We start from the raw sequence: 25,786 nt of genomic DNA on the forward strand, positions 1-25,786 counted from the left end.
AGGCAAAGCCGTCAGCCGGGCGGGCGGAGTCGGCGAGGAAGGCGCGGGCACGGCCATCAGCCCGCCCCTGTCCCGGCGACCTGCACCAGCGGGCTGAGTTCGGCGTAGCGCTTCTCGCCGATGCCGCTGACGTCCTGGAGTTGCTCGACGGCGGTGAAGCCGCCGTTCTGGGTGCGGAAGGCGATGATGCGCTCGGCCAGGACCGGGCCGACACCGGGGAGCTGCTGGAGTTGGTCGGCCGTGGCGGTGTTGAGGTCGATCGGGCCGGTCGCGGCGCCCGGCACGCCACCGGGCGCGCCGCCCGCTCCCGGCGCGGGCGCGGCCGAGGCCCCGGGCACCGGCGGCACGGGGGCGGGTGTCTCGCCGACGAGCAGTTGCTCGCCGTCGACCAGGACGCGCGCGAGGTTCAGCGTCCCGGTGTCGGCGCCTTCGGCGGTGCCGCCCGCCTTCTCGATGGCGTCGGCCACCCGCGCCCCGGAGGGGAGGGTGTAGACGCCGGGGGCGGCCACGTCGCCGCCGACGTGGACGGTGACCTTGCCGGAGGGAGGCGAGGGCGCGGCGGCCGAGGGCACCGGCCCGGGGCGGCCGTCGGCGGACGCCGCGACCGGGGACGCTCCCGCCTCCAGCCGGGGCATGGCTTCGGCATCGGGCGCGGGCCGGGACTGGAGCAGGAACCAGCCGGTGACCCCCACCGCGACGACGCACACGCAGACCAGGACCAGCAGCCCGGAGGATCCGAGTGGGGGCTGGTCGGCCAGCCGGGGAGCGAACCGCTCGATCAGGGCCGCCCACCGGGACGGGCGCACGAGGTCGGGCTCCACCTCGACGTATCCCCGGGGCGGCGCGGTCGCCCATCGGCGGGCGAGGTCATCGGAGCGCGTTCCGTCCTCGTCTGAGGAGCCCTCGGCACCGGGCTTCGCACGGTACCGGGCCGGGTCCTGCCCGCCCCACCGGGCGGTACCGACGACGTCGCCGTCGAAGCCGGGAGGAGGGGTGCTCCACGTCTCGGTGCGGTCTGCGGCCACGGACACGGATTCATCGAGTAGGGAGGCCGAGGGGCCGCCATTGCCCTGGCGACCGGAACCGCAACCGGCACCGGAATCGGCGGCCGAAGACGGCCCAGCGGATCGGTCGCGCACCCGCCGAGTGGCCGCCGCGTCCTCGCGGCGGGAGCGCGTGGCGCGGCCTTCTCGCCGGGTGGTCGCCGCGTCCCCCGGGCGGACGGTGGCCTCCTGGCCGTTCCGGCGCGGTGCGGCGGGCACCCGGTTCCCCCGCCGGGTGGTCTCCGCCGCGTCCTCCAGGCGGATGGCGGCCTCCTGGTCGTTCCGGCGTGATGCGGCTGCCGCCCGGTTCTTTCGGGGGGAGGGCAGGCTGTCGGTACGGCGGTGCCGTGCCGACGCGGTGGAGGGGCGGGCACGGCCCTCCACCGGCCGGTTGGCGCTGCGCTGCCCGGGTCCTTCGGGTCCGGAGCGCGGCGCAGCCGGATCGATGGACGGGAGGTGGGACGTGGGCGTGCCCGCGCCCCGCCCGCCCGGTGCGGCGGCGTCGGCCTGGGAGCGCGCCAGGGCGGCTGCCTGTCGGACGTGGAACGCCCGCCGCCGCTCGGCGAGGCTGGGCGCGCCCGTCAGAGGGGTGCGGGCGGCCGCTGAACGCTCGTGATGGCCGTCCCGGTGGGCGGACGCGGCGGTGCCGGGCGTGGAACCACGGTCGGGGCCGTGCTCTTCGGAGGCGGCCGGAAGAGGCGGGGGCGCGTGCGGATCGCGGGCGGTGGGCGGGCGGGCGTCGGCATGGCGCCCTTGGAGCGCGGCCTGGTCGGGGACCGGGGTGGCATAGGGCGGGCTCGGCACCAGGTCCAAAACGGACGGCGCGGGCGGGGGACCGGAGGCGGCCAGGGATGCCGCGGTGTCCCCGGCGGTGTCGCCGACCAGGCCGTGCCCGGGGAGGCTGGGCACTGCGGGGATGGCAGGGGCGGCACCCCGCTCCTGGCCAAGGACAGGGCCGCCGGACCCGGCGGCGCCGGACCGGTGTCCGCCCCGGAGGCCGGCGGCGGCCCGCAGGCGCTGGGTTCGCGGGGCGGTCCCGGGCGGTCCCGCGTACGGCGGGGGAGGCGCCGCGTCCGCACCGGTGGCGGGCGGCGGCACCGGGCTCGGAGGCGATGCCGGGGCGGAACCGTGCGGGGGTGGTTCGGGCGAAGCGGGCGGTGGATCGGGGGCGCGGGTGCTCTCCGTGGAGAGAGCACGCAACAGCCGAAGGGTTGCAGCGGTGGCCTCGGGATCGAAGCGAGGAGCAGACGGACGACGGATGCGGGGTGCCGGTGTCATGTCTAAGAAGCTAGAAACCCCGCCCCCACCCCCGCCGCCCGAATTCCCCGCCTGTGGATAACCGGCCGTCCGAACCGCCTCAGCCACCGCGAACCCCAGCACACGGCCGCCGAACCGAGACACCGCCACCCCTCACCATGCGCCCGGCGGTCTGCTGATCGCCTGTTCCCCGCCCGTCCCGGGGCGCCCGTTGCGGTTGTCAGCCGCTACACCCGGTTGCGAGCCGTTGTCTCCGCGTGAGGAGGGGGCGGGGTGGTGCGGGGGAGGCGGTGGGCGGCCCAGGCGAGGAGGAGGGTTACCCCCAGGGTGATGGCCGTGTTCGAGACGTACTTCAGGGTGTAGTCGGGCTCGCCGAGGGGTTCGACCAGGAAGGACAGGCCCGCGCGGACCAGGAGGGCGCCGCCGGCCACAGCCAGGGTGTGGGCTCGGGACCAGCCGGGGCGGCGTGAGCCCCACAGGACGAGGGCGCCGAGGAGCGCCAGGAGGGCGACGTCGGCCGCAACGGCCGACCAGGTCCATGTCGTCGGCAGGCTCTGCTCGGCCAGCAGGATCAGCCACGCCGCGACGCCGAACGCCCACGGGGAGGGGGCGCGGCCCGGCGCTTTCCCTCGACCGGCCTGGGCCGTCTCCGCCGGCGCCGCCTCGGTCTGGGCCGTCTCCGTCGACTCCGCCCGCGCCCGGGGTGCGGTCGTCGTCCGGGGGCGGGGGATGAGGAAGGCGGCGGCGACCAGGGTCAGCACGACCGCCGCCGTGGCCAGGAGTTCCACCGGGGCGGCGGCGCGGTCGGTGGCGTAGACGTCGCTCGCGATCAGGGCGGCGGCGCCCAGGTAGAGCAGGGCCATCACGGCCAGACCGACCGGGCCGAGCCACGGGCGGTCGGCGCGGCGCGGGGTGCACGTCTCGACCACGGCGATCGGTGCGGCGAAGCTCCAGATCACGTGGCCGCCCACCCAGTTCAGCAGGTGGCGGGCGTCGATCTCCAACCCCGGGATGACCGTGGGCGGCTGCTCGTTCGCCCAGTCGGGGTCGCCGCTGTCGAACTCCAGGGCGAACAGGCTCTGGTCGATCAGCCCTGCCTGCACCAGCCCGAACGCCGTGCTCAGCAGCAGCACGGTCGGCCACCCCCGCCCGGTGCGCCGCGTCGCCTCGCGGATGAGGACGGCCACGGCGCCGTACAGCGGCGCGAGGACGAGCAGCCCCGCCAGCATCGCCAGGGGACTGCCGATCGAGGCGTCGTAGCCGATCAGGTACTCCGCGCAGACCGGCGACAGCAGCAGGAGCCCGACGACGGGAACCAGGCGGCCCCAGCCGCGCGGGCGGCTCTGGGGCGGTGCGGAATCGGGCGTCATGGGCTCTCCCGGCGAGTCGGCGGAACCGGCCCGGGTGGCGGGCGCGGTCGGCGGGCGGGCGCCCGCGCTCGCGGCAAGCCGCCCGTGGCATAATCATAGACCGAGCGATCGGTCTATTAATGGCCGCAAGCGGTCGCCGACCACCGGCCGGGAAGGGAAACCGCGTGAGGACAGTCGATCCCGCCAAGCACCGGGAGCGCCGCCGCCAGATCCTGGGCGCCGCCGCCCGGCTCTTCGCGGAAAAGGGGTTCGAGCGCACCACCACCGCCGAGATCTGCCGGGCGGCCGGGATGAGCCCGGGCAACCTCTTCCACTACTTCCCGAGCAAGCGCGCCATCTTCGCGGCCGTTCTGACCGACGACGACGGCGGCGACAGGAGCGGGCGCCTGGCGGCCGCGCGCACCGCCGCCGACCCGCTGGCGGCGCTGTTCGACACCGTCGACCTGCTCGCCGAGGCCGCCCTGGACCCGCTGTCGCCCCCGCTGGTCATGGAGGCGATGGTCATGGCCTACCGGGACCCCGAACTGGCCGAGAGCCTCGGCGCCGACAACGACGAGGAGCACGCCGCGCTCACCGACCTGCTGACGCGGGCGGTGGCGGCCGGCCAGGTCGACCCGGGGCTGGACCCGCGCAACACCGCCACCTGGATCCAGACGCTGATCGGCGCGCTCTACACCAGCGCCGCCACCGACCCCGCGTTCGTACCGGCCGAGCAGTTGCCCACGCTGCACCTGATCGTGCGCCGCTTCCTGCGGGCCGAGGCCGGGGCCGGAACGTCCGGCGGTGGGTGAGTGGCTGGCGCGCCCTGTCCGCTGCGTCCGTCCCGGCTGACCCGGCTTACCCGGTCGGTGGCGGGCCGCCCAGGTCGGTCTCCGTGTCGTGAGGGGCCTCGGCGAGAAGGCCGCGCAACAGGCGGGCGGTTTCGGTGGCTCGGTGGCGCGACAGGGGGGCGCGGGTTTCGGGGAAGGTCCGGGCCCAGGCCAGGCAGCGGCTGAGGGCGGCCAGGCGGGTGGCGCGGGGGACGGCCGCGCGGAGGTCGGCCGCCGGGCGCAGTGCCGTCCACGGCTCCAGGAAGGCGTCGCGCAGGCGCCGGCGGGTGCGGGCGTCGGCGTTGAAGTGGTCGCGGGCGATCGACAGCGGCACCATCAGGCTGGCCATGGGGTGGGCGACCACGGAGTCGCCCCAGTCGGCGAAGCGGTAGCCGCCCTCCAGCACGAACACGTTGCCCAGGTGGAGGTCGACGTGGTCCAGCGACGCCGGGATGCCGGTGTCGTCGAGCGCCTTGCAGTCGGCGTCGAAGACCGACCGGTTGCGCAGCAGCAGGTCGAGGCCGTCACCCAGGGCGTCGGCGGTGTCGGGGTCGGCCAGGAAGTGGTCCAGCCACCGGCCCAGAGCCGTGGGCCGCAGGTCGGGGACCTCCAGCGCCAGGAGGTCGCGCACCCGGGGCACCAGGCGGCGCTGGAGTTCGGCGTAGGCACCGAGCATGGCCTCCCAGACCGTGAAGTCGTCGGGGGCGGTCTGTTCGCGCAGCGCGGGCCCGGCATCAGGCATCAGGGTCCAGCCGCGGGTGACGTCCACGGCCAGCGGCGGCACCACCCGGCCGGGCACCCAGGCGTGCAGGGCGCCGTGGAGGGCGGCCTCGAACTCGCCGCCGGGCGCGTTGGCCTTGAACCACACCGGGCCGAGGGTGGAGGCGAAGCGCGCGGTGGTCGACCACGGGCGCATGCGCACCCGCGGGGGGTCGGCCAGCAGCCGCGCGCCGCGCTCGGCGAGGCGGTCGCGCACCCAGGACAGCAGTTCCTCGCGGAGGGCGGGGTCCTCCCACAGCCGAAGGCGTACATCGGTGAAGTCCACCCGACCCACGCTAGTGTTCCCGCGCGGCGGAGGCGGAACGGATATTCGCCCTGTGGAAACAGCGGAGCCGCCCCCCGCAGCGCGGGGGGCGGCTCCGCCCGGCGCGTGCCCCGGGCAGACGTCGCCCGTGGTGCTGCCCTTGGCCGGGTGTCAGGCCTTCTGCAACGCGTCCAGCCGCTTGGCGATGGCGCTCTTGCGGTTGGCGGCCTGGTTCTTGTGGATGACGCCCTTGCTCGCGGCGACGTCCAACTGGCGCGCGGCGGCGCGTTGCAGGGTGGCGGCCTGCTCGACGTCCCCGGCCTCGGCAGCCTCGCGGAACTTGCGGACGGCCGTCTTCAGCGACGAGCGCACCGACTGGTTGCGCAGGCGCCGACGCTCGTTCTGCTTGATGCGCTTCTTCTGCGACTTGATGTTCGCCATGCGAAAACGTGCTCCAGTAACTTCGCTTGCGCGCCGGTGGCAGGGGCCCGCCGCGGGCAGCCGCTCCGCGGGTGGGGCCGGTCCTCGCCCGCCGACGCCAGGTGTGTGAGTCCGAAGGGCTCAAAACCGAACGTGGAACGTCCGAGACACGGGACTATCCATTATGCCCCGCCGCCCCGAGTGCTCGGGCCGCCGCTACCCCGCGTCGGCGTCCTGGGGCCGCGCCCAGCCCTCCAGGTAGGAGCGCCACTGCTCGTCGGTGGCGGTGAAGTCGACGTAGACCGCGGTGCCGAACCGCTCGCGCCGCTCCGCCGCGTCCGACAGCCCGATGCGGATCGCCTCGACCGAGGTGCGGGTGGTCTCGGCCTCGGGGTTGCGGGTGGAGTGGTCGTCGGGGTAGGCGGGCACCCCCATCAGCAGGTGGACGTCCTCGGGCACCGCGTCCAGCGCCAGGCGGGTCTGGCGCGCCACCATCCCCCCGTACAGCCCCTCGGTGGGCATGCCGGTGTCATACGCCATCACCGCCACCTGGTCCAGGTGCTCGGCCACCCGCTCCAGGTACCCGCTCGACCAGAACGGGTCCTTGCTCAAGAACAGCCCCAGCGTGAAGGCCAGCCCGCCCAGCGGCTCGATCTTGGGCACCGAGCTGGACAGCAGCGCGTCCTCGGGCAGTGCCTCGCGGGTCTCCTCCAGCAGCGAGATCAGCCCCGGGTCGTTGTTGGGCACCGGCTCGAAGTTGTAGTGCACGCCGTCGAACCCGGCCGCCACCATCGCGTCGGCCGCCTCGACCACCCGCGCCCGCGTGGCGTCGTCCAGCAGGTCCAGCTCCCCCTCCTCGACGCGCTGGCCCACCCACGCCGACACCCGCACCTCGGGCAGGCGCTCCTCCATCAGGTCCAGGAACGCCTCAAGCTCCGGGTGCTTGGCGGGGTCGAGCCGGCCGTCGTAGTCCAGCGGGCCGACGTGGACGTAGACGTCGCGGATGCCGCCCCGGGTGATGCGCGGCGCCAGGTCGGCCAGCTCCTCGGCGCCCTTGCGGCCGTCAACCCAGGCGTGGCCCATCCACAGCGCGTTGGTGCCGTCGGAGACCGCCCACGCCTCGGGTTCGCCGGAGTACTGCATGCGGAGCACCACCGCGCCGCCGGCGCCCACCACCGCCACGGCCGCCACCGCCGCGAGCACCCGCTGGATGAACCACTTCACGAGCGTCTCCCGATCTCACATAACCTGATACTGCCGCCGGACCCATTGTGCCCGCCGCCCGCACCCGCGCACCGGCGCGACCGGGCGCCCACGGCAGGAGTGGGATCATGGCGGCACCCCCACGCCTGGCCGCGCCGCCGCGGCCGGCGTCAACGCCTTGCCGGCCTTTCCCCGCGAGCTAGGAGCACGGTGCCACAGCCGAACCGGACCGACCCCGCGCTGATCCGCAACTTCTGCATCATCGCGCACATCGACCATGGCAAGTCGACGCTGGCCGACCGGATGCTCCAGTTGACCGGGGTGGTCGAGGACCGCCAGATGCGCGCCCAGTACCTCGACCGCATGGACATCGAGCGCGAGCGCGGCATCACCATCAAGTCCCAGGCGGTGCGGCTGCCCTACACCGCCCTGGACGACGTCACCTACGTCCTCAACCTCATCGACACCCCCGGACACGTCGACTTCAGCTACGAGGTGTCGCGCTCCCTGGCCGCCTGCGAGGGCGCGATCCTGCTCGTGGACGCCGCCCAGGGCATCGAGGCCCAGACCCTGGCCAACCTCTACATGGCGCTGGAGCACGACCTCGCCATCATCCCGGTGCTCAACAAGATCGACCTGCCGGCCGCCCAGCCCGAGAAGTACGCCGCCGAGCTGGCCGGGATCATCGGCTGCGAGCCCTCCGACGTGCTCAAGGTCAGCGCCAAGACCGGCCACGGTGTCGAGGAGCTGCTCAACGAGATCGTGCGGCAGGTGCCCCCGCCCCAGGGCGACGCCGACTCCCCCGCCCGAGCGCTGATCTTCGACTCCGTCTACGACACCTACCGGGGCGTGGTCACCTACGTCCGGGTGGTCGACGGCCGGCTCGACACCCGCGAGCGCATCCAGATGATGTCCACCCGCGCCACCCACGAGATGCTGGAGGTCGGGGTCATCTCGCCCGAGCCCACCAAGGTCGAGGGCCTGGGCGTGGGCGAGGTCGGCTACATCATCACCGGCGTCAAGGACGTCCGCCAGTCCAAGGTCGGCGACACCATCACCTCGGCCGGGCGCACCGCCTCCGACATGCTGCCGGGCTACCAGGACCCCAAGCCGATGGTGTTCTCCGGGCTCTACCCGATCGAGGGCACCGACTACCCGGTGCTGCGCGACGCCCTGGAGAAGCTCCAGCTCAACGACGCCGCCCTGGTGTTCGAGCCCGAGACCTCCGCCGCGCTGGGGTTCGGGTTCCGCTGCGGGTTCCTGGGCCTGCTGCACCTGGAGATCACCCGCGCCCGCCTGGAGCGCGAGTTCGACCTCGACCTGATCTCCACCGCGCCCAACGTGGTCTACCGCGTGGTCATGGAGGACAACACCGAGCACCGGGTGACCAACCCCAGCGAGTTCCCCGAGGGCAAGATCGCCGAGGTCCACGAACCGGTCGTCAAGGGCACGCTGCTGGCCCCCGCCGACTACGTCGGCCAGATCATGGAGCTGTGCCAGGCGCGGCGCGGCTCGCTCCAGGGCATGGACTACCTGTCCGAGGACCGCGTGGAGATGCGCTACACCCTGCCGCTGGCCGAGATCGTCTTCGACTTCTTCGACCAGCTCAAGTCGCGCACCAAGGGGTACGCCTCGCTGGACTACGAGCCCTCCGGCGAGCAGGCCGCCGACCTCGTCAAGGTCGACATCCTGCTCCAGGGCGAGACCGTCGACGCGTTCTCGGCGATCGTGCACCGCGACAAGGCGTACTCCTACGGCGTGGAGATGACCAAGAAGCTGCGCGAGCTGATCCCGCGCCAGCAGTTCGAGGTCCCGGTGCAGGCCGCCATCGGTTCGCGGGTGATCGCCCGCGAGAACATCCGCGCCATCCGCAAGGACGTGCTCTCCAAGTGCTACGGCGGCGACATCAGCCGCAAGCGCAAGCTGCTGGAGAAGCAGAAGGAGGGCAAGAAGCGGATGAAGATGGTGGGCCGGGTCGAGGTCCCCCAGGAGGCGTTCATTTCGGCGCTGTCCACCGACGACTCCTCCGACAAGGACGCCAAGAAGCGCTGAGGGCCGCCGCGCCGGGCGGACGGTGGCCCGGCGCGGCGGCCCCGCTCCTCACGCGGCGGCGCGCCGCCCGGCCAGTCCGGCCACCAGCGCGGCGCCGGCCACCGCCAGCACCGCGCTGCCCCGGACCGCGTAGTGCAGCCCGGCGGCCATGCCCGCCGGCCCGGTGCCGCCCAGCCCCACCACCACGATCGTCAGCGGCAGGCCGGCGGTGCTGCCGAGGTAGCGAGCGGTGTTGGAGACCCCCGACCCCAGCGCGCTGCGGCCCTCGGGCGCGGTCTCCACGGCCAGCCGGCCCAGGTTGGGCCCGCCCAGCCCGGTGCCGACACCGGCCACCACCAGGCCCGGCAGCACCCACAGGGGAGAGGCGCCCGGGGCCAGCAGCACCAGCAGGCCCTGGCCCACGGCGCACATCACCAGGCTCACGGCGACCTGGCGCGCCGGCGCCACCCCGCCCAACAGTGGGGGCGTGGCCACCGCCACGACCGCCGAGGTACCCGACCACGCCAGGTAGTACAGCGCCGTCTCCAGCACGCCCAGGCCCAGCACGCCCTGCATGACGGCGGGGGTGTAGCTGAGCAGCCCCACGGAGGCGAACCCGGTGATCCCGGCGGCCGACACCGAGGCGAGGAACGGGGGGCGGCGGAACAGGTCCAGCGGCAGCAGCGGGTGCGCCGAGCGGAGTTCGGCCAGCACGAACAGCACCGCGCCCACCACCGCCACGGCGGCCAGCACCAGCGGCAGCGCCGTGGTCCACGAGGCGCCGCGCAGCGACAGCAGCGCCATCAGCGATCCGGTGGCGGCCATGGCCAGCACCGCGCCGGGCAGGTCCAGCGGGCGCGGGTGGGCCGAGCGCGACTCGGTCAGCCACACCGCGCCGAGCACGGCCACGGCCGCCGCGGCGACGGCGATCACCAGGTAGGCGGCCCGCCAGGGCGCCACGAGGTCGTTGACCCCCACGACCACGGGGCCCAGCGCGAGGCCGCAGCTCATCGCCGCGCCCCACGCGGCGGCCCCGCGCACCCGCTCGCGCGGGGTGGGGCTGGCGTGGGCGACGATGGCCAGCGCCGTGGCCAGCACCGCGGCCCCGCCCACGCCCTGCACCACCCGGCCGGCGATGAAGGCGCCCGCGCCGGTGGCCAGGCCGTCGGCCAGCGTCCCGGCGGCGACGAGGACCATGCCGCCGGTGAACACGGCCTTGCGGCCGCGGTTGTCGGCCAGCGAGCCGGCCGGCAGCAGCGCCACGCCCAGGCCGAGGCTGATCGCGCTGATCAGCCAGGTGGTGGCGCTGGGCCCGGCGTCCAGGTCGCCCGCCAGTTCGGCCAGGTTGAGCATGGGCATGGGGTAGCAGAGCATGATCAGCAGCGTGCCCAGGCAGGCCACGGCCAGGGCGCGCGCGGCCTCGGCCCGCGAGGGCGCCGGCGGGGCGGCCGCCGCGGGGTGGGGCGGAGCGGTCTCGGACACCACGTCTCCCGGTAAGTTCATTGATTGAACCGATGGAACGCGGCGAAGCCTAGCATCGTTGGTTCATTCACCGAACCTTGGGTAGGGTGGGGGCGTGCTGCCCAAGGACTACGCCGACCAGAACTGCTCCATCGCCCGCGTGCTGGAGCTGATCGGGGAGCGCTGGACGGTGCTGATCCTGCGCGACGCGTTCTTCGGCGTCCGCCGCTTCGCCGACTTCGCCGAGCACCTGGGGGTCCCCCGCGCCGTGCTCACCGACCGGCTGCGCACCCTGGTCGACAACGGCATCCTGGCCCGGCGCCGCTACTCCGAGCAGCCCCCGCGCGACGAGTACGTCCTCACCGACCTGGGGGTGAGCCTGTGGCCGGTGCTCTACGCCATGTCCCAGTGGGGCGAGGCCCACCTGTCGGCGGGCGGGCCGCGCCGGGTCTTCCGCCACGCCGCCTGCGGCACCGGCCTGGACGCCCACGGCTTCTGCCCGCGGTGCCGCACGGCGGTCCCCGCACCCGACGTGGTGATGGACGACGGCCCGGCCGCCCCCGCCCGGGACAACCGGGTCAGCCGCCGCCTCACCGTCCCGCGCCGCCTGCTCACCCCGCTGGCCGACTGAGGGCCGCCGCCGGGAGGCGAGCCGGCCCGCCGGTGCGGCGCCGGGCGCGCGCCCGCCGCCGGCTCAGCCCTTGACCGCTCCCGTGGTCAACCCCGACACGATGTAGCGCTGGAGGTACCAGAACACCGCCAGCACCGGTATGGCCAGCAGCAGGGTGCCCGCCGAGAACATCCCGAAGTTGGCGTCGCGCTGGTCGGCGACCATGCCGTAGAGCCCCACCGCCACCGTCTTGGCGCCCGGGTCGCGCAGGAACACGCTGGCGATCAGGAACTCGTTGACCGTGGAGATGAACACCAGCAGCCCCACCACCGCCAGCACCGGGGTGACCAGCGGCAGCAGGATCCGGAAGAACACCTGGGCGTGGGAGGCGCCGTCCACCTGCGCCGACTCGTCCAGCTCCCGGGGCACCGTGTCGAAGAACCCCTTCATCAGCCAGGTGTTCACGCTGAGCGCGCCGCCCAGATAGACCAGCAGCAGCCCGGTGCGGGTGTTGAACCCCACCTGTGGCCAGTGCTCGCCCACCACGCTGAACATCAGGTAGATCGCCACGATGGCCAGGAACTGCGGGAACATCTGCACCATGAGCAGCCCGTAGAGCCCCAGCCGGCGCCCCGCGAAGCGGAACCGGCTGAACACGTAGGCCGCCATCGCCGACAGGAACACCGTGGCCGCGGAGTTGGCCAGCGCGATCAGCAGCGAGTTGGCGTACCACGCGCCGAACCGCGTCCGGGTGAGCAGTTCGACCAGGTTGTCGGCGCCCACCGAGCGCGGCACCAGGGAGGAGGAGCTGAGCGTGCCCAGCGGGTTGAGCGCCGCCGAGACCACGAACAGGATCGGGAACAGCGCGAAGACCAGCACCACCAGCATGACCAGGTGCCGCCAGCCGTCGCGGCCGACCCAAGCCGCGGCGCGCCGGGCGGCCGAGGGGCGGGACCAGGCGGGGCGGGGGGAGGAGGGGGCCATCAGCGGTGCACCTCTTCCAGTGCGGCGCTCCTGCGCAGGCTGACCAGGGAGATGAGCGTGACGATCAGGAAGATGAACACCGACAGCGCCGCCGCGTACCCGTACTGCGCGCCGCCCACCCCGAACGCCAGCCGGTAGGTGTAGGTGATGAGCAGGTCGGTGGCCCCCGCCATCGGGTTGTCCGGTGGGAACGGCCCGCCCGCGGTCGTCAGCCACACCGCGTTGAAGTTGTTGAAGTTGTAGGCGAAGGTCGCCACCAGGATCGGCGCCATGGCCACCATGAGCAGCGGCAGCGTGATGGAGCGGAACGCCTGCCAGGCGCCCGCGCCGTCGATGCGGGCGGCCTGCACCAGCTCCCGGGGGATCGACTGGAGGGCGCCGGTGGCCACCAGGAACATGTAGGGGAACCCGATCCAGACGTTGATCGCCAGCACCGCCGCGCGGGCCGCCCACGGCTCGCCGAACCAGTCGACGTCGGTGCCCAGCAGACGGTTGACCAGCCCGAAGTCGGTGTTGAACATGGACCGCCACAGCAGGAACATCGCGAACGCCGGCATGGCGTAGGGCAGCACCACCAGCAGCCGGTAGGCGGTGCGCCCGGCCAGGCGGCGCGGCGTGTGCAGGGTCAGCGCCACCCCCAGCCCCACCGCGAACACCCCGGCGGTGCTCACCGCCGCGAAGGCGATGTTCCACGCCAGGATCCCGAAGAACGAGGTGCCGGTGACCGGGTCGGTGAGGAAGCGCGTGAAGTTGGCGACCCCCACGTTGACCTGCCAGCCCTGCGCCAGCCGGTCGCCGTTGCCGGCGACGAACGCGCCGCGCTCGTCGTCGGCGGTGTAGACCCGGCCGGTCTCGGTGTCGGTCACGCAGTCGCAGGCGGCGTCGTAGACCCGGGTGGAGCGCCCCTCATAGGCCGAGGAGAACCCGCTGGAGCGGATACCGGTGCCCGTGCCGGTGGGCACCGCGAACTTGGTGATCTCGGCGCTGCGCGCGTTGGCCTCGCCCGCCGGTATCACGGTGTAGCCCGGCGCCTCGGTGATGCGGCCGGTGGGGCCCACCTCGGCGCCCTCCAGACGGGTCAGCCCCTCGGCGTCGCCGGCGTAGGCGGTGCCGTCGGGCGCCGTCAGCAGGAACACCAGCTCGCCCGTCGCGGCCGGCCCGCGCGCGGCGACGGTCAGCGTGTACTCGGCGGCGTCCTCGGTGCGCACCACCGAGGACGCCTCGATCTGGTCGACCGCCTGCTCCTTGGCGCCCCGGTGGCCGTCGCTGTAGTTGGTCACCGAGGTGCTGAGCGTGTAGACCACCGGCACGATCTGGAACGCCACCAGCAGCAGCGTGCCCGGCAGCAGGTACTTGGCCGGGATGGCGCGCCGCGACAGGTAGACGTAGAAGATCAGCGCGGTGGCGGCGGCGACCACGCCCACGCCCAGCCACTGGCCGGCTGCGTAGAGCGGGAACACCGCCCACAGCGCCAGGGCGGCGGCCAGGCCGAGCAGGCCGGTCTTGGCCGCCAGCCCGGCCAGGGACCCCGAGGGGGCCAGCGCCCCGCCGGGCAGCGGGGGGCGCGCGGGCGCACCCGAGGGGCCGCCCGCGCCTGCGTGGGGTGCCGGTGCCCCGGTCAGCCGCTCTCGTCGCGGAAGGCCTCGGCCGCGGTCTGCACGGCCTGCTCGGGGTCCTCGCCGCCGATCACCGCGGCCTGGGCCTTGCCGAAGGGGTCCCAGATCGCGTTCATCTCGGGGATGGCGGGCATGGGCTGCCCGTTCTCGCCGGCGTCGATGAACTTGCCGACGTCGGGGTCGTCCTGGCTGACCTCCTCCAGGACCTCGGTGAGCGCGGGCGGGCGCGGGTCGGCCTCGTACAGCGCGGTGGCCAGTTCGGGGTCGGCGACGTAGTTGGCGACGAACTCCTCGGCCAGGACCTTGTTGGAGCTGCCCGAGGCCACGAAGAACGCCTGCACGGTGATGAAGGGGCTGGCCTCCTCGCCGTCCTCGAACCCGGGCACCGGGGAGATGTCGTAGGGCACCCCGGCCTCCTGCACGGCGCCCAGCGACCACGGCCCGGTGATGAAGTAGGGGGTCTCACCGCGCTCGAAGAGCCCGGCGACGTTCTCGGAGTCGATGGAGCGCTTGAGGACGCCCTGGCCCTCCTCGCCGAGGTCGGCCAGCCGCTCGAACGCCTCCACCGACTCCGGCGAGCCCACGCCGAGGTCGGCCGGGTCGTAGCCGCCCTCGCCGTCGGTGCCGAACAGGTAGCCGCCGGCCGAGGTGTAGAAGGGCTGCATGTGGTAGGGGTCGCCGACCTGCCCGACCTGGAGGCCCAGCGCCTCCTCGACCTCGCCGTCCTCGCGCAGCCGGGTGCCGGTGGCGACCATGTCCTCGATGGACTCCGGCGCCTCGGGGGCGAGGTCGGTGTTGCGGATCAGCGCGAGGTTCTCCATGGCGTAGGGCACGCCGTAGAGCCGGCCGTCGTAGGTGGCGGCCTCCACGGCGGCCTCGTCGAAGGCGGCCAGCCGGTCCTCGGGCAGCTCGACGGGGTCGATGGCGCCGTTTTGCACCAGGTTGCCGATCCAGTCGTGGGCGCCCACGAGCACGTCGGGGCCGGTGCCCGACTCGTGGGCGGTGACGAAGTCGGCCTGGATGGTGTCCACGGCGACCTCGCGCACCTCGACCCGGATCCCGTTGGCCGACCCGAACTCCTCGGCGAAGGGCTGGAGGACCTCGGTGCGCTCGGGGTCGGCCCAGATCACCATCGTGGCCTCGTCCTGACCGGAGCCCTCCGCGCCGCCGCCGCAGGCCGTGGCGGCGAGGGCGAGGGCAGCGGTGCCGGCGAGGGCGCCGACTCTGCGGATTCTCATGTCACTCCCTTGTTGGACCGAGCCGCAGGACGCCCCCGTTCAGTCCCGGCTGTCGGAAGGTGAAGGTGCAGCGACGTTAGCAAGAGTTTTCAGGAACTGAAAGACTTTGCAGAGAATCGCGGTCACGATGTGGAAACACGGCCGAAACCCGTGCGCCGCGCCGGACGCCGCCCCAGCAGCGGGGGGACGCCCCCGGGCACGCGAAAGGGCGGCCCGGCCACCCGCGCCGGACCGCCCCTCGACCCACCGGAGTCTGCGCCCTACCCGGCCACCAGCCACACGGCGGTGTCGGCGGGCAGGCGCACCCGCCCGCCGGCGGCCGGCTCCACCGGCCCGCTGGCCAGCAGCACCCGCGCATCCTCCAGCCCGGTGTCCACCTCCGCCGGCTCCGCACCGAGGTTCACCGCACAGGCGAAGGCCGCGCCCCGGCGAAACGCCAGCACGCCCTCGGGCGCCGCGGCCCACACCAGCCCTTCGGCCGGGTCGATCGACGTGCGGCGGTGCCGCAGCGCCGCCGTGTACAGCGCCAGCACCGAACCGGGGTCGGCGCGCTGGGCCTCGCGCGTGTAGCGGCCCCACCACTCCGGCATCGGCAGCCAGGGGGTGGACCCGGGCGGGCCGAACCCGAACGGCGGCTCGGCGCCCGACCACGGCAGCGGCACCCGGCAGCCGTCGCGCCCGCGCTCGGTGCGCCCCGACCGCTCCCAGGTGGGGTCCTGGAGCGCCTCCTCGGGCAGGTCGGTGACCTCGGGCAGCCCCAGCTCCTCGCCCTGGTACAGGTAGGCCGACCCCGGCAGCGCCAGCGTGAGCAGCGCCGCCGCCCGCGCCCGGCGCAGCCCCCGCTCGCCGCCGCCGAAGCGGGTCACGTGCCGGGTGACGTCGTGGTTGGACAGCACCCACGTGGTCGGCGCGCCCACCGCGCCGTTGGCCGCCAGCGAGCCCTCCACCACCCGCCGCAGCACCGCCGGGTCCCAGCCGGCCGACAGGTACTCGAAGTTGAACGCCTGGTGCAGCTCGTCGGGCCGCAGGTAGCGCGAGACCCGGTCGGCGTCGTGCACCCACGCCTCGGCCACCAGCGCGCGGTCGCCGGGGTAGGAGTCCACGATGCCCCGCCACCGCCGGTAGATCTCGTGCACGCCGTCCTGGTCGAAGTAGGGCAGCCGGCTGCCGCCGTCGAGCAGTTCGGGGCTCTGCCCGTCGTCCACGTCGGGGAACGCCGGGTCCTTGACCATGCCGTGGGCGACGTCGATGCGGAAGCCGTCCACGCCCCGGTCCAGCCAGAACCGCAGCACGTCGGCGAACTCGTCGTGCACCTCCTTGGAGGTCCAGTCCAGGTCGGGCTGCTCGGGGTCGAACAGGTGCAGGTACCACTCCTCGGGCGTGCCGTCGGGCCGCTTCAGCCGGGTCCAGGCCGGCCCGCCGAAGATCGACCGCCAGTTGGTCGGCGGCTCCTCGCCCCCCGGCCCCCGGCCCGGCCGGAACACGTACCGGGAGCGGGCCGCGTCGCCCGGCTCGGCCGCCACCGCCGCCTTGAACCACGGGTGCGCCGAGGAGGTGTGGTTGGGCACGATGTCGATGATCAGCCGCAACCCCAGCGCGTGCGCCGCCGCCACCAGGTCGTCGAAGTCGGCCAGGGTGCCGAAGCGGGGGTCCACCCGGCGGTAGTCGGCCACGTCGTAGCCGCCGTCGGCCAGCGGCGAGACGTAGAACGGCGTCAGCCACAGGGCGTCCACGCCCAGCTCGGCCAGCTCGGGCAGCCGGGCGCGGACGCCGCGCAGGTCGCCCTCGCCGTCGCCGTCGGAGTCGGCGAAGCTGCGCACGTAGACCTGGTAGATCACCGCGTGGCGCCACCACTGCCCGCGCGGCGTGTGGGGCTGCGTGGTCCCGGACTCCGGGGGGTTCGGCATGTGAACTCGGTCCTCCAACCGCCGTCGTGGGATGCGCAGGCCGGTGCGGTGCCGGCGCTGCCTCGGCGCGCAGCACGGCCGGGCCGCGCGCGGTGCTGTCTGAAAGTTCTTGCGCAAGGTTACCGGTGCATTGCGCGAAAGACGGCGCGCGGCTCCATTAGAGTGCACGCATGGGTCCACGCTTATCCGATGTCGCCCGCCATGCGGAGGTGAGCGAGGCGACCGTCTCCCGGGTCCTCAACAACAAACCCGGTGTCGGCGCCGAGACGCGCTCCGCCGTGCTCACGGCGCTCGACGTCCTGGGCTACGAGCGCCCCGAACGCCTGCGCCGGCGCTCCGCCGGCCTGGTGGGCATGGTCGTGCCCGAGTTGGAGAACCCGGTGTTCCCCATGTTCGCCCAGGCGGCCGAGGGCGCCCTGGCCCGCCAGGGCTACACCCCGGTGCTGTGCACCCGGCCGCTGGGCGGGATCGTCGAGGACGAGTACGTCGAACTCCTGCTGGAGCGCAACGTCTCGGGGATCATCTTCGTCTCGGGCCTGCACGCCGACACCACCGCCGACCACGGCCGCTACCACCGGCTGATCTCCCAGAAGCTGCCCATCGTGCTGGTCAACGGCTACGCCGAGGATGTCCCCGCGGCGTTCGTCTCCTGCGACGACCGCGAGGCCGGGCGGCTGGCGGTCAACCACCTGGCCGAACTCGGGCACACCCGCATCGGGTTCGCCAGCGGCCCCGAGCGCTACGTCCCGGTGCGGCGCAAGCTCGCCGGCTACCGCGAGGCCATGGCCGCCCACGGCCTCGACGGCCAGGACCTGGTGGAGCTGTCGCAGTTCGGCGTCGAGGGCGGCCACGCCGCGGCGCAACTGCTGCTGCGGCGCGGGGTCACCGCGATCGTCTGCGGCTCCGACCTCATGGCGCTGGGCGCGGTGCGCGCGGCCCGCCAGCAGGGGCTGTCGGTGCCCGGCGACTTCTCCGTGGTGGGCTACGACGACTCCCAGCTCATCGCCTTCACCGACCCCCCGCTGACCACCGTGCGCCAGCCCGTGCACGCCATGGCGGTGGCCGCCGTGCGCAGCCTGTGCGACGAGATCGCCGGCCACCCGGTGGCCCGCACCGAGTACCTGTTCGACCCCGAACTCGTGGTGCGCGGCTCCACCGCCGCGGCGCCCCGCCGGGCGCCCCTGGACCACGCCACCGCCTCCTGACCCCCGCCCGGCCGCCCCGCCCCGGGCCGCCGCGGGGGCGGCTGGGCTATCCTCCCTCCATGCCCACCAGCGTGCCCACCAGCGTCGTGCGCTCCGTCAACACCGGCCGCGAGGTCGCCGCCGACTGGGCCGGCCGGCTCCGGCGCACCGCCATCGACAAGCGGCCCGCCCCGGGGCCCGTCGCCGTGGGGCCGCTGGGCCTGGCCGGCGACCAGCAGGCCGACACCCAGCACCACGGCGGTCCCGACCAGGCCGTCTACGCCTACTCCCGCGAGGACCTGGACCGCTGGCAGGAGCGGCTGGGCCGCCCGCTGCGCGACGGCGTCTTCGGTGAGAACCTCACCACCCAGGGACTCGACCTCGGCGCCGTCCTCATCGGCGAACGCTGGGCCGTGGGCACCGCCGAGTTCGAGGCCGTCCTGCCCCGCACCCCCTGCGGCGTGTTCCAGGCGTGGATGGCGCAGGCCGGCTGGGTGCGCACCTTCACCCAGGAGGGCCGCACCGGCGTCTACCTGCGCGTCGTCACCGAGGGCACCCTGGCCGCCGGCGACGAGGTCCGGGTGCTGCACCGCCCCGACCACGGCATCACCGTCGCCGCCGGGTTCGCCGCCAAGCGCGACCGCGACCTCGACACGGTGCGCCGCATCGCCGCCCTGCCCGGCCGTGCCGCCGAGTGGGGCAACATCGCCGCCCACCTGGAGCGCGCCCTGGCCCGGTGAGGCACCGGCCCGCCGAGGCCGTCGGCGCGTCCACCCGGCGCCATCACCGACACTGGACACATGCCTTCCGTGCCTCTCGACGGCGAGCCCGTCCCCGCCGACGGCGCCCTGCCGCCCGCCGCCGCCGAGGGCGTCGGCACCCGCCCGTTCGGCTTCTACGTGCACGTGCCCTTCTGCGCCACCCGCTGCGGCTACTGCGACTTCAACACCTACACCGCCGCCGAGCTGCGCTCCCGCGACGGCCGCGCCGCCGTCACCCGCGAGGGCTACGCCGACCTCGCCGTGGCCGAGGTCCGCCTGGCCCGCCGCGTGCTGGGCACCGCCGACATCCCCGTCGACACCGTCTTCTTCGGCGGCGGCACCCCCACCCTCCTCCCGCCCGAGGACCTGGGCCGCATCCTGGCCGCCGTCGACGCCGAGTTCGGGCTGCGGCCCGGCGCCGAGGTCACCACCGAGGCCAACCCCGAGACCGTCGACCCCGGGGTGCTGGCCCGGCTGCGCGAGCAGGGCCTCACCCGCGTCTCCTTCGGCATGCAGAGCGCCCGCCGGCACGTCCTGGCCGTGCTGGACCGCGCCCACACCCCCGGCCGCGCCCAGCAGTGCGCCGCCTGGGCGCGCGAGGCCGGGTTCGACCACGTCAACCTCGACCTCATCTACGGCACGCCGGGGGAGTCCGACGCCGACTGGAAGGAGTCCCTGCACGCCGCCGTGGCGGCCGGGGTCGACCACGTCTCGGCCTACTCCCTGATCGTGGAGGACGGCACCCGGCTGGCCGCGCGGGTCCGCCGCGGCGAGCTGCCCGCCCCCGACGACGATGTGCTCGCCGACCGCTACCTCATGGCCGACGACATCCTCACCGCCGCCGGACTCACCGCCTACGAGGTCTCCAACTGGGCGCGCGGCACCCAGGCGCGCAGCCGGCACAACCGGCTCTACTGGACCGGGGGCGACTGGTGGGGCGTGGGGCCGGGCGCCCACAGCCACGTCGGCGGCACCCGGTGGTGGAACGTCAAGCACCCCGCCGCCTACGCCGCCCGCCTGGCCGAGGGCGCCTCGCCGGGCCAGGCCCGCGAGGTGCTCGGCGACGCCGACCGCCGCTTCGAGCGGATCCTGCTGGAACTGCGCATCGCCGAGGGCTGCCCGCTGGACCTGCTCGACGCCGGCGGCCGCGCGGCCGCCGCCCGCGCGGTCGCCGACGGCCTGCTCGACCCCGCCGCACACGCCGACGGCCGCGCCGTTCTCACCCGGCGCGGCCGCCTCCTGGCCGATGCCGTGGTGCGCGACCTCACCTGAGCAGGCGCGCGCCCCGGCCCCCGGCCCCCTCCCCAGCGGCGAGGAGGCCGGCTACTTCAGCATCGGGATGGTCATCGGGTACTTGTACCACTCGCCCTGGTTGGCCTTCATGGCGGCGATGATCCCGAAGACGATGATCATGATCAGCACGACGAAGATCGTGATGAACCCGATCAGGACGAACATCAGCACGAACGACACGATGGTGCCGATGAACATCGTGATCTGGAAGTTGAACGCCTGCGCGGCGTGATGGCGCACGAACGCCGACTCGTCCTTCTTCACGAAGTACAGCACCAGCGGCAGCAGCCACCCGGTGAAGATGCCGCCGAGGTGGGCGACCAGCGCCATCGTCCGGTCGTCGGAGGAGACGGGGCCGTACTGCCCCGCCTGGACCGGGAGGTTCTGGCCGTAGCCGCCCTGGTAGCCGGCCCCGTAGCCCTGCTGGGCGCCGTAGCCCTGCTGGTGGCCGGTGCCGTACCCCTGCTGGGCGCCGTAACCCTGCTGGGGGCCCGACTGGTAGCCGTAGTTGGGGTCGGCGCCGGGCGGCGGCCCGTAGCCGCCGGGGTAGTTCTGGTGTCCGCCGCCCTGCCCGTCGTACGGGGGGTTCGGCTGGGGTGGGTAGCTCATGGTCTCCTCTGTCGGATCGGTCCCGGGACCCGCCCGGGGGAGCGCCGGCCGCCGATGGGCTTCTGCCGGTGAGACGGAGGCGCGGCCCCCGGGGTTCCGGCCGGCGGCGGCGCGGTCCTGCGGACGGCGCCGCCGCGCCGGTCGTCTCACCGTGTCACCGACCGTAACATCAACAAGCGGGTGGACACCCGGTAGCGGTACCAGGGGCCGCGGTTGGCGGCCAGCGCCGCCAGTGCCCCCAGGACGATGGAGGCGACCCAGATCAGGGCGATCAGCACCGAGCCGATCCAGGAGAGGTCGGGGGCGAACACGCCCAGGCCGAGGAACACCGCCCACGCCACGAAGTAGGGGATGAGCAGGCTGAGCTGGAAGTTCAGCGCCTCGCCCGCGTGGTGGCGGACGAAGGAGGAGTGGGTGCGCTTGACCGAGTACACCACGAGGGCGGGCACCCAGCCGAAGCACGACAGGATGACGCCCGACAGGTGGGCGATCATCGCCCAGGTGGGGTCGTCGGAGGCGGCCTGGCCCGGCTGCCCCGGCTGGCCGTAGCCCTGCTGCGGGTAGGGCTGGCCCGGCTGCTGCACCGGCTGCCCGGGCGCCCCGGGGAACGGCTGCTGCTGGGCCTGGGCGTCCTGCGGCGCGCCGGCGTAGCCCTGCGGGGGCTGCTGGGCGCCCGGCTGCGGGCCGTAGGCGGGCTGCCCGCCGGTGGGCTGGGCGTAGCCCGGCTGGCCGCCGGAGGGCTGGCCGTAACCGGGCTGGCCCGGCTGCCCGTATCCCTGCCCCTGCGGGGCCTGCTGCTCGTAGGCGGGCTGGCCGCCCGACGGCTGCCCGTAGCCCTGCTGGCCGCCTGAGGGCTGCCCGTAGCCCTGCTGGCCGCCTGAGGGCTGCCCGTAGCCCTGCTGGCCGCCTGAGGGCTGCCCGTAGCCCGGCTGGGCCGGCTGCCCGTAGCCGGCCTGGCCGTAGCCCTGCTGCTGGTAGGGGTCCTGGCCGTAGGAAGGCTGCCCGCCGGTGGGCTGGGCGTAGCCCTGCTGCTCCCCGGACGGCTGGCCGTAGGCGGGCTGGCCGCCGGAGGGCTGGCCGTAGCCGGGCTGCTGTTCGTAGCCGGCCTGGCCGTAGCCCTGCTGCGGCTGCTGGTAGGGCTGCTGGCCGTAGCCGGGCTGCCCCCCGCTGGGCTGGCCGTAGCCGGGCTGCTGCTCGTAGCCGCCCTGGCCGTAGCCCTGCTGGGCCTGCTGGTAAGGGTCCTGGCCGTAGGCCGGTTGGCCGCCGGAGGGCTGCCCGTAGCCCGGCTGGCCGTAGGCGGGCTGCTCTCCGGACGGCTGGCCGTAGGCGGGCTGTCCGCCGCTCGGCTGGCCGTAGGCGGGTCGCGCGTACCCCGGCTCACCGCCGCCGGGCCGGCCGTCAGAGGGGGTGCGGCCCGAGGCCGGCTGGTCAGCGGAGGGCCCCTCCTGGTCCTGGGGCTGTGGTCGGTTGGGCGGGGTCTCGCTCATCATGTCCCTTGGCTGTGCCGATTGCGTTGGGCCGACTGCCGTCCGGCATCCGGCGGGTCGCCGCGCGTCGCTGCCGCGGGCACCCTTCCCTTCCGGACGAGCCTAGTCTTTCACCCCGTGGGGCGCGGTGACGAAGTCGATCAGCTCCTCGACGCGTCCCAGCAACTCCGGTTCCAGATCGGCGTAGGAGCGCACCGACCCCAGGATGCGCCGCCACGCCTCGCCCGGCTCCTCGGAGCTGCCCAGCGCCCGCAGCACGCCCTCCTTCCACGGGATCCCCTTGGGGACCTGCGGCCAGGCGGCGAACCCCAGCACCGACGGCTTGACGGCCTGCCACACGTCGACGAACGGGTGCCCGGCCACCAGCACGTGCGGCGAGGCCACCCGCTCGGCGATGCGGCTCTCCTTGGACCCGGGCACCAGGTGGTCGACCAGCACGCCCAGCCGCCGCCCCGGGCCCGGCCCGAACTCGGCGACGATCTCGGGCAGGTGGTCCACGCCCTCCAGGTACTCCACGACCACGCCCTCGACGCGCAGGTCGTGGCCCCAGATCTTCTCGACCAGCTCGGCGTCGTGCACGCCCTCCACGTAGATGCGGCTCTCCTTGGCCACCCGGGAGCGCGCGCCGCGCACCGCCACCGAGCCCGAGGCGCTGCGCAGCGGCCCGGCGGGCGCCGAAGCGGGCCGCACCGCCGTCACGGGCGCGCCGTCGACCAGGAACGCGGCGGGCGCCAGGTCGAACACGCGGTGCCGGCCGCCCCGGTCCTCCAGGGTGACGGTGTGCTTGTCCCAGCCCACCACCGCGCCGCAGAACCCCTCGTCGGCCGACTCCAGCACCAGGCCCCGCTCCAGGGGGACCTCGCGCACGGCGCCCTTGCGGGGCCGGCGCCAGTCGCCGGCCAGGACGTCGCGGCCGTACCTGGAGCGCGAGTTGCCCGAGTCGGTATGCACGGCGGGGATTGTAGCGGCGGAGACCGTCGACGCGCGGCGCCGCGCCGGGCGGCCCGACGCCGGTGCGCGCGCGGCGGCGCGGTCCCCGCCCTGGTCACAGGCCCGCCGCCGGGGAAGGGCGGGCGCGCGCCGGCGCGCTTCCCGCGCCCGGGCGCGTCGCGCGGCGCCCTCCGGTGTCCCCAGGCGCGGTGCCCGTTCCGCGCCGACCTTGCGCAACGGCATAGAATTAGCACTTAGGACCATGGAGTGCCAGGAGGTGAGCGCGTGCTTGACGACCGCAAGCTCGCGGTGCTTCGTGCCATCGTGGAGGACTACGTGGCGACCAAGGAGCCCGTGGGCTCCAAGGCCCTCGCCGACCGCCATACCCTGGGCGTCTCTCCCGCCACCATCCGCAACGACATGGTGGCGCTGGAGGAGGAGGGCTACATCACCCAGCCGCACACCAGTGCCGGGCGGGTGCCCACCGACAAGGGGTACCGCCTCTTCGTCGACCGGCTGTCCACCGTCAAGCCGCTGTCGAGCGCCGAGCGGCGCGCCATCGAGACCTTCCTCGGCGGCGCCGTCGACCTCGACGAGATCGTGGCCCGCACGGTGCGGCTGCTGGCGCAGCTCACCCGGCAGGTCGCCGTGGTCCAGTACCCCTCCCTCACCCGGTCCTGCGTGCAGCACGTCGAACTCGTGCCGCTGGCGGCCCAGCGGGTGATGATGGTGCTGATCACCGACACCGGCCGGGTGGAGCAGCGGGTGATCGACGGCCTCGACCGCGTCGGCGGCGACTCCGTGGAGACCCTGCGCCAGATGCTCAACCGGGCGCTGGTCGGCAAGTGGCTCACCGACGTCCCCGGGGCCGTCGAGGACCTCCCCGCCCAGTTGCCGCCCGACGACCGCCCGCTGGCGGCGGCCGTGCTCTCGGTGCTGCTGGAGAGCCTGGTCGAGCGCCACGAAGAGAAGATCGTCCTCGGTGGCACGGCCAACCTCGCCGCGATGGACTTCTCGGCCAGCCTGCGGGACGTCCTGGAGGCACTGGAAGAAAACGTCGTCCTGCTCCGTTTGCTGGGGGAGATGGGCGACGCCGCCATGCTGACGGTGCGCATCGGCGCCGAGAACTCGCACGAGGGCTTCAAGTCCACATCGATCGTGTCGGCGGGCTACGGCATCGGAGACCAGCCGCTCGCCAAGCTCGGTGTGGTGGGTCCCACCCGGATGGATTACCCAGGAACGATGGGAGCGGTACGCGCTGTGGCTCGGTACCTCGGACAGATACTTGCGGGGCGGTAAGTGGCGAGAGACTACTACGCGATCCTTGGCGTACGGCGCGACGCCTCCAAGGACGAGATCAAGAAGGCGTACCGGCGGCTCGCCCGCGAACTGCACCCCGACGTCAACCCCGACCCCGCCACCCAGGAGCGCTTCAAGGAGGTGACCCAGGCCTACGAGGTCCTCTCCGACGAGAACAAGCGCCGCATGTTCGACATGGGCGCCGACCCCTTCGCCCCCGGCGGCGGCGGTGCGGGCGGCCCGGGCGGCTTCGGCGCGGCGGGGTTCCCCTTCGACGACCTGATGAGCGCGTTCTTCGGCGGGCAGGCCGGCGGCGGGCGCAGCGCCCGCGACCGCGTGCGCCGGGGCCGCAGCATCAAGGTCCGCATCGAACTCGACCTCGCCGAGACCGCGTTCGGCGTGACCAAGGACGTCACCTTCCCCACGGCGGTGCTGTGCGCCACCTGCCAGGGCGAGGGCACCGCCAAGGGCACCCACCGCAAGACCTGCGACATGTGCCAGGGCCGCGGCGAGGTCTCCCAGGTCACCCGCTCCTTCCTCGGCCAGGTCATGACCACCCGCCCCTGCCCGCAGTGCTCGGGCCAGGGCACGGTCATCACCGACCCCTGCGCCGACTGCGCCGGCGAGGGCCGGGTGCGCGAGAAGGTCACCCGCAAGGTCCAGATCCCGGCGGGCGTCGAGGACGGCACCCAGATCCAGTTGGCCGGCGAGGGCGAGGTCGGCCCCAACGGCGGGCCGCGCGGCGACATCTTCCTGGAGATCGTGCAGCGCCCCCACCCGATCTTCGAGCGGCGCGGCGACGACCTGCACTGCACCATCACCGTGCCGATGACCGCCGCCGCGCTGGGGGCCTCCTTCACGTTCGACACCCTCGACGGCACCGAGGAGATCGACCTGCGCCCCGGCACAAACTCCGGGCACGTCATCACGCTGCCCGGGCGGGGCACCCGCCACCTCGACCACCACGGGCGCGGCGACCTCATGATCCAGGTCGACGTGGAGACCCCCGCCAAGCTGGACGAGGAGCAGGAGAACCTGCTGCGCAAGTTCGCCGAGCTGCGCGGCGAGGACCAGCCGCCCGGCAAGTTCAGCCCCGGACGCGGCGGCCTGTTCTCGCGGCTGCGCGACACCTTCACCCGCTGACGGCACCGCCGCCGGCACCGCCGGCCCGCCCGCGCCCCGGGCGGGCCGTCACCTTTTCTTCCTTCCCGCTTCCCGCGCCGCGCCCAGCGGTCCGGCGCCCGTTGAGG

General features: G+C 74.2%; 21 protein-coding genes. 8 read left to right on the plus strand and 13 right to left on the minus strand.

Annotated features, from left to right (window positions below):
• Window positions 1–56: 56 nt before the first annotated feature.
• Together LG943_RS06525 and LG943_RS06530 are read right to left on the minus strand one after the other, a co-directional pair.
• On the minus strand, window positions 57–1,031 hold the full coding sequence (locus LG943_RS06525) for a ComEA family DNA-binding protein (RefSeq protein WP_270071279.1): 975 nt from the start codon (window positions 1,029–1,031) through the stop codon (window positions 57–59).
• 1,496 nt (window positions 1,032–2,527) lie between these two features.
• Window positions 2,528–3,670 carry a hypothetical protein gene (locus tag LG943_RS06530; protein ID WP_270071280.1) on the minus strand — a complete coding sequence of 381 codons (1,143 nt, stop codon included), beginning with the start codon at window positions 3,668–3,670 and terminating at the stop codon, window positions 2,528–2,530.
• 164 nt (window positions 3,671–3,834) lie between these two features.
• Here LG943_RS06530 and LG943_RS06535 point away from each other — a divergent pair, with 164 nt between their 5' ends.
• A complete protein-coding gene (locus LG943_RS06535) occupies window positions 3,835–4,461 on the plus strand; it encodes a TetR/AcrR family transcriptional regulator (RefSeq protein ID WP_270071281.1) in 627 nt (208 codons plus the stop codon).
• Window positions 4,462–4,507: 46 nt separating this feature from the next.
• Here the strand turns inward: LG943_RS06535 and LG943_RS06540 are convergent, their stop codons facing one another.
• The 3 genes from LG943_RS06540 to LG943_RS06550 form a co-directional block, all read right to left on the minus strand.
• Entirely contained in the window at window positions 4,508–5,524 is a 1,017-nt protein-coding gene (locus LG943_RS06540; protein WP_270071282.1) for a phosphotransferase family protein, read from the minus strand.
• Between the two features lie 150 nt (window positions 5,525–5,674).
• Window positions 5,675–5,944 (minus strand): 30S ribosomal protein S20, encoded by a 270-nt coding sequence (gene rpsT, locus LG943_RS06545; protein ID WP_270071283.1) that lies wholly within the window; start codon window positions 5,942–5,944, stop codon window positions 5,675–5,677.
• A 195-nt stretch (window positions 5,945–6,139) separates the two neighbouring features.
• Window positions 6,140–7,147, minus strand: a complete 1,008-nt coding sequence (locus tag LG943_RS06550) for a glycosyl hydrolase family 18 protein (RefSeq protein ID WP_270071284.1) — start codon at window positions 7,145–7,147, stop codon at window positions 6,140–6,142.
• A gap of 189 nt (window positions 7,148–7,336) precedes the next feature.
• Here LG943_RS06550 and lepA point away from each other — a divergent pair, with 189 nt between their 5' ends.
• The gene (gene lepA, locus LG943_RS06555) at window positions 7,337–9,178 is read left to right on the plus strand and encodes a translation elongation factor 4 (RefSeq protein ID WP_270071285.1); all 1,842 of its coding nucleotides are present in this window, start codon (window positions 7,337–7,339) and stop codon (window positions 9,176–9,178) included.
• Between the two features lie 48 nt (window positions 9,179–9,226).
• Here lepA and LG943_RS06560 read toward each other — a convergent pair whose 3' ends face one another.
• Window positions 9,227–10,639, minus strand: coding sequence for an MFS transporter (locus LG943_RS06560; protein WP_270071286.1), 1,413 nt, complete (start codon window positions 10,637–10,639; stop codon window positions 9,227–9,229).
• A 94-nt stretch (window positions 10,640–10,733) separates the two neighbouring features.
• Between LG943_RS06560 and LG943_RS06565 the strand changes: the two genes are divergently transcribed.
• Window positions 10,734–11,249 (plus strand): winged helix-turn-helix transcriptional regulator, encoded by a 516-nt coding sequence (locus tag LG943_RS06565; RefSeq protein WP_270071287.1) that lies wholly within the window; start codon window positions 10,734–10,736, stop codon window positions 11,247–11,249.
• A gap of 63 nt (window positions 11,250–11,312) precedes the next feature.
• On the opposite strand, the gene LG943_RS06570 is transcribed toward LG943_RS06565, so the two are convergent.
• The 4 genes from LG943_RS06570 to LG943_RS06585 form a co-directional block, all read right to left on the minus strand.
• Window positions 11,313–12,212, minus strand: a complete 900-nt coding sequence (locus tag LG943_RS06570) for a sugar ABC transporter permease (protein WP_270071288.1) — start codon at window positions 12,210–12,212, stop codon at window positions 11,313–11,315.
• A complete protein-coding gene (locus LG943_RS06575; RefSeq protein ID WP_270071407.1) occupies window positions 12,212–13,834 on the minus strand; it encodes an ABC transporter permease subunit in 1,623 nt (540 codons plus the stop codon). Before LG943_RS06575 ends, LG943_RS06570 begins: the two co-directional genes overlap by 1 nt.
• A complete protein-coding gene (locus LG943_RS06580; protein ID WP_270071289.1) occupies window positions 13,831–15,066 on the minus strand; it encodes a sugar ABC transporter substrate-binding protein in 1,236 nt (411 codons plus the stop codon). The genes LG943_RS06575 and LG943_RS06580 overlap by 4 nt, the downstream gene beginning before the upstream one ends.
• 260 nt (window positions 15,067–15,326) lie before the next feature.
• A complete protein-coding gene (locus LG943_RS06585; protein ID WP_270071290.1) occupies window positions 15,327–16,973 on the minus strand; it encodes a glycoside hydrolase family 13 protein in 1,647 nt (548 codons plus the stop codon).
• A gap of 170 nt (window positions 16,974–17,143) precedes the next feature.
• On the opposite strand from LG943_RS06585, the gene LG943_RS06590 reads away from it, so the two are divergent.
• Genes LG943_RS06590 through hemW form a run of 3 tightly spaced genes read left to right on the plus strand, consistent with a single transcriptional unit; the run spans window position 17,144 to window position 20,190 of the window.
• Window positions 17,144–18,178 carry a LacI family DNA-binding transcriptional regulator gene (locus LG943_RS06590; RefSeq protein ID WP_270071291.1) on the plus strand — a complete coding sequence of 345 codons (1,035 nt, stop codon included), beginning with the start codon at window positions 17,144–17,146 and terminating at the stop codon, window positions 18,176–18,178.
• A 59-nt stretch (window positions 18,179–18,237) separates the two neighbouring features.
• On the plus strand, window positions 18,238–18,897 hold the full coding sequence (locus tag LG943_RS06595; protein WP_270071292.1) for an MOSC domain-containing protein: 660 nt from the start codon (window positions 18,238–18,240) through the stop codon (window positions 18,895–18,897).
• 60 nt (window positions 18,898–18,957) lie between these two features.
• Complete coding sequence (gene hemW / locus LG943_RS06600) at window positions 18,958–20,190, plus strand: radical SAM family heme chaperone HemW (RefSeq protein ID WP_270071293.1); 1,233 nt, start codon at window positions 18,958–18,960, stop codon at window positions 20,188–20,190.
• Between the two features lie 51 nt (window positions 20,191–20,241).
• Here the strand turns inward: hemW and LG943_RS06605 are convergent, their stop codons facing one another.
• From LG943_RS06605 to LG943_RS06615, 3 genes are all read right to left on the minus strand, one after another.
• Window positions 20,242–20,820 carry a DUF4870 domain-containing protein gene (locus LG943_RS06605; protein ID WP_270071294.1) on the minus strand — a complete coding sequence of 193 codons (579 nt, stop codon included), beginning with the start codon at window positions 20,818–20,820 and terminating at the stop codon, window positions 20,242–20,244.
• A 146-nt stretch (window positions 20,821–20,966) separates the two neighbouring features.
• Window positions 20,967–22,307, minus strand: coding sequence for a DUF4870 domain-containing protein (locus LG943_RS06610; protein WP_270071295.1), 1,341 nt, complete (start codon window positions 22,305–22,307; stop codon window positions 20,967–20,969).
• 102 nt (window positions 22,308–22,409) lie between these two features.
• Window positions 22,410–23,258: a DUF3097 domain-containing protein gene (locus LG943_RS06615; RefSeq protein ID WP_270071296.1), complete on the minus strand. Its 849-nt coding sequence runs from the start codon at window positions 23,256–23,258 to the stop codon at window positions 22,410–22,412.
• A 264-nt stretch (window positions 23,259–23,522) separates the two neighbouring features.
• Between LG943_RS06615 and hrcA the strand changes: the two genes are divergently transcribed.
• Both hrcA and dnaJ read left to right on the plus strand, forming a co-directional pair.
• Window positions 23,523–24,536, plus strand: a complete 1,014-nt coding sequence (hrcA, locus tag LG943_RS06620) for a heat-inducible transcriptional repressor HrcA (RefSeq protein WP_270071297.1) — start codon at window positions 23,523–23,525, stop codon at window positions 24,534–24,536.
• Window positions 24,537–25,679 carry a molecular chaperone DnaJ gene (gene dnaJ, locus LG943_RS06625; protein ID WP_270071298.1) on the plus strand — a complete coding sequence of 381 codons (1,143 nt, stop codon included), beginning with the start codon at window positions 24,537–24,539 and terminating at the stop codon, window positions 25,677–25,679.
• Window positions 25,680–25,786 lie beyond the last annotated feature (107 nt).

Origin of the sequence: Streptomonospora mangrovi, from assembly GCF_027604915.1 — a bacterium.
Lineage (GTDB): Bacteria > Actinomycetota > Actinomycetes > Streptosporangiales > Streptosporangiaceae > Streptomonospora > Streptomonospora mangrovi.

Coding starts and splice junctions, on each gene's coding strand:
- LG943_RS06595 (WP_270071292.1), top strand. CDS start 18,238: ATGCCCACCAGCGTGCCCACCAGCGTCGTGCGCTCCGTCAACACCGGC.
- LG943_RS06570 (WP_270071288.1), bottom strand. CDS start 12,212: ATGGCCCCCTCCTCCCCCCGCCCCGCCTGGTCCCGCCCCTCGGCCGCC.
- LG943_RS06590 (WP_270071291.1), top strand. CDS start 17,144: ATGGGTCCACGCTTATCCGATGTCGCCCGCCATGCGGAGGTGAGCGAG.
- rpsT (WP_270071283.1), bottom strand. CDS start 5,944: ATGGCGAACATCAAGTCGCAGAAGAAGCGCATCAAGCAGAACGAGCGT.
- LG943_RS06610 (WP_270071295.1), bottom strand. CDS start 22,307: ATGAGCGAGACCCCGCCCAACCGACCACAGCCCCAGGACCAGGAGGGG.
- LG943_RS06580 (WP_270071289.1), bottom strand. CDS start 15,066: ATGAGAATCCGCAGAGTCGGCGCCCTCGCCGGCACCGCTGCCCTCGCC.
- hemW (WP_270071293.1), top strand. CDS start 18,958: ATGCCTTCCGTGCCTCTCGACGGCGAGCCCGTCCCCGCCGACGGCGCC.
- LG943_RS06530 (WP_270071280.1), bottom strand. CDS start 3,670: ATGACGCCCGATTCCGCACCGCCCCAGAGCCGCCCGCGCGGCTGGGGC.
- LG943_RS06605 (WP_270071294.1), bottom strand. CDS start 20,820: ATGAGCTACCCACCCCAGCCGAACCCCCCGTACGACGGGCAGGGCGGC.
- LG943_RS06585 (WP_270071290.1), bottom strand. CDS start 16,973: ATGCCGAACCCCCCGGAGTCCGGGACCACGCAGCCCCACACGCCGCGC.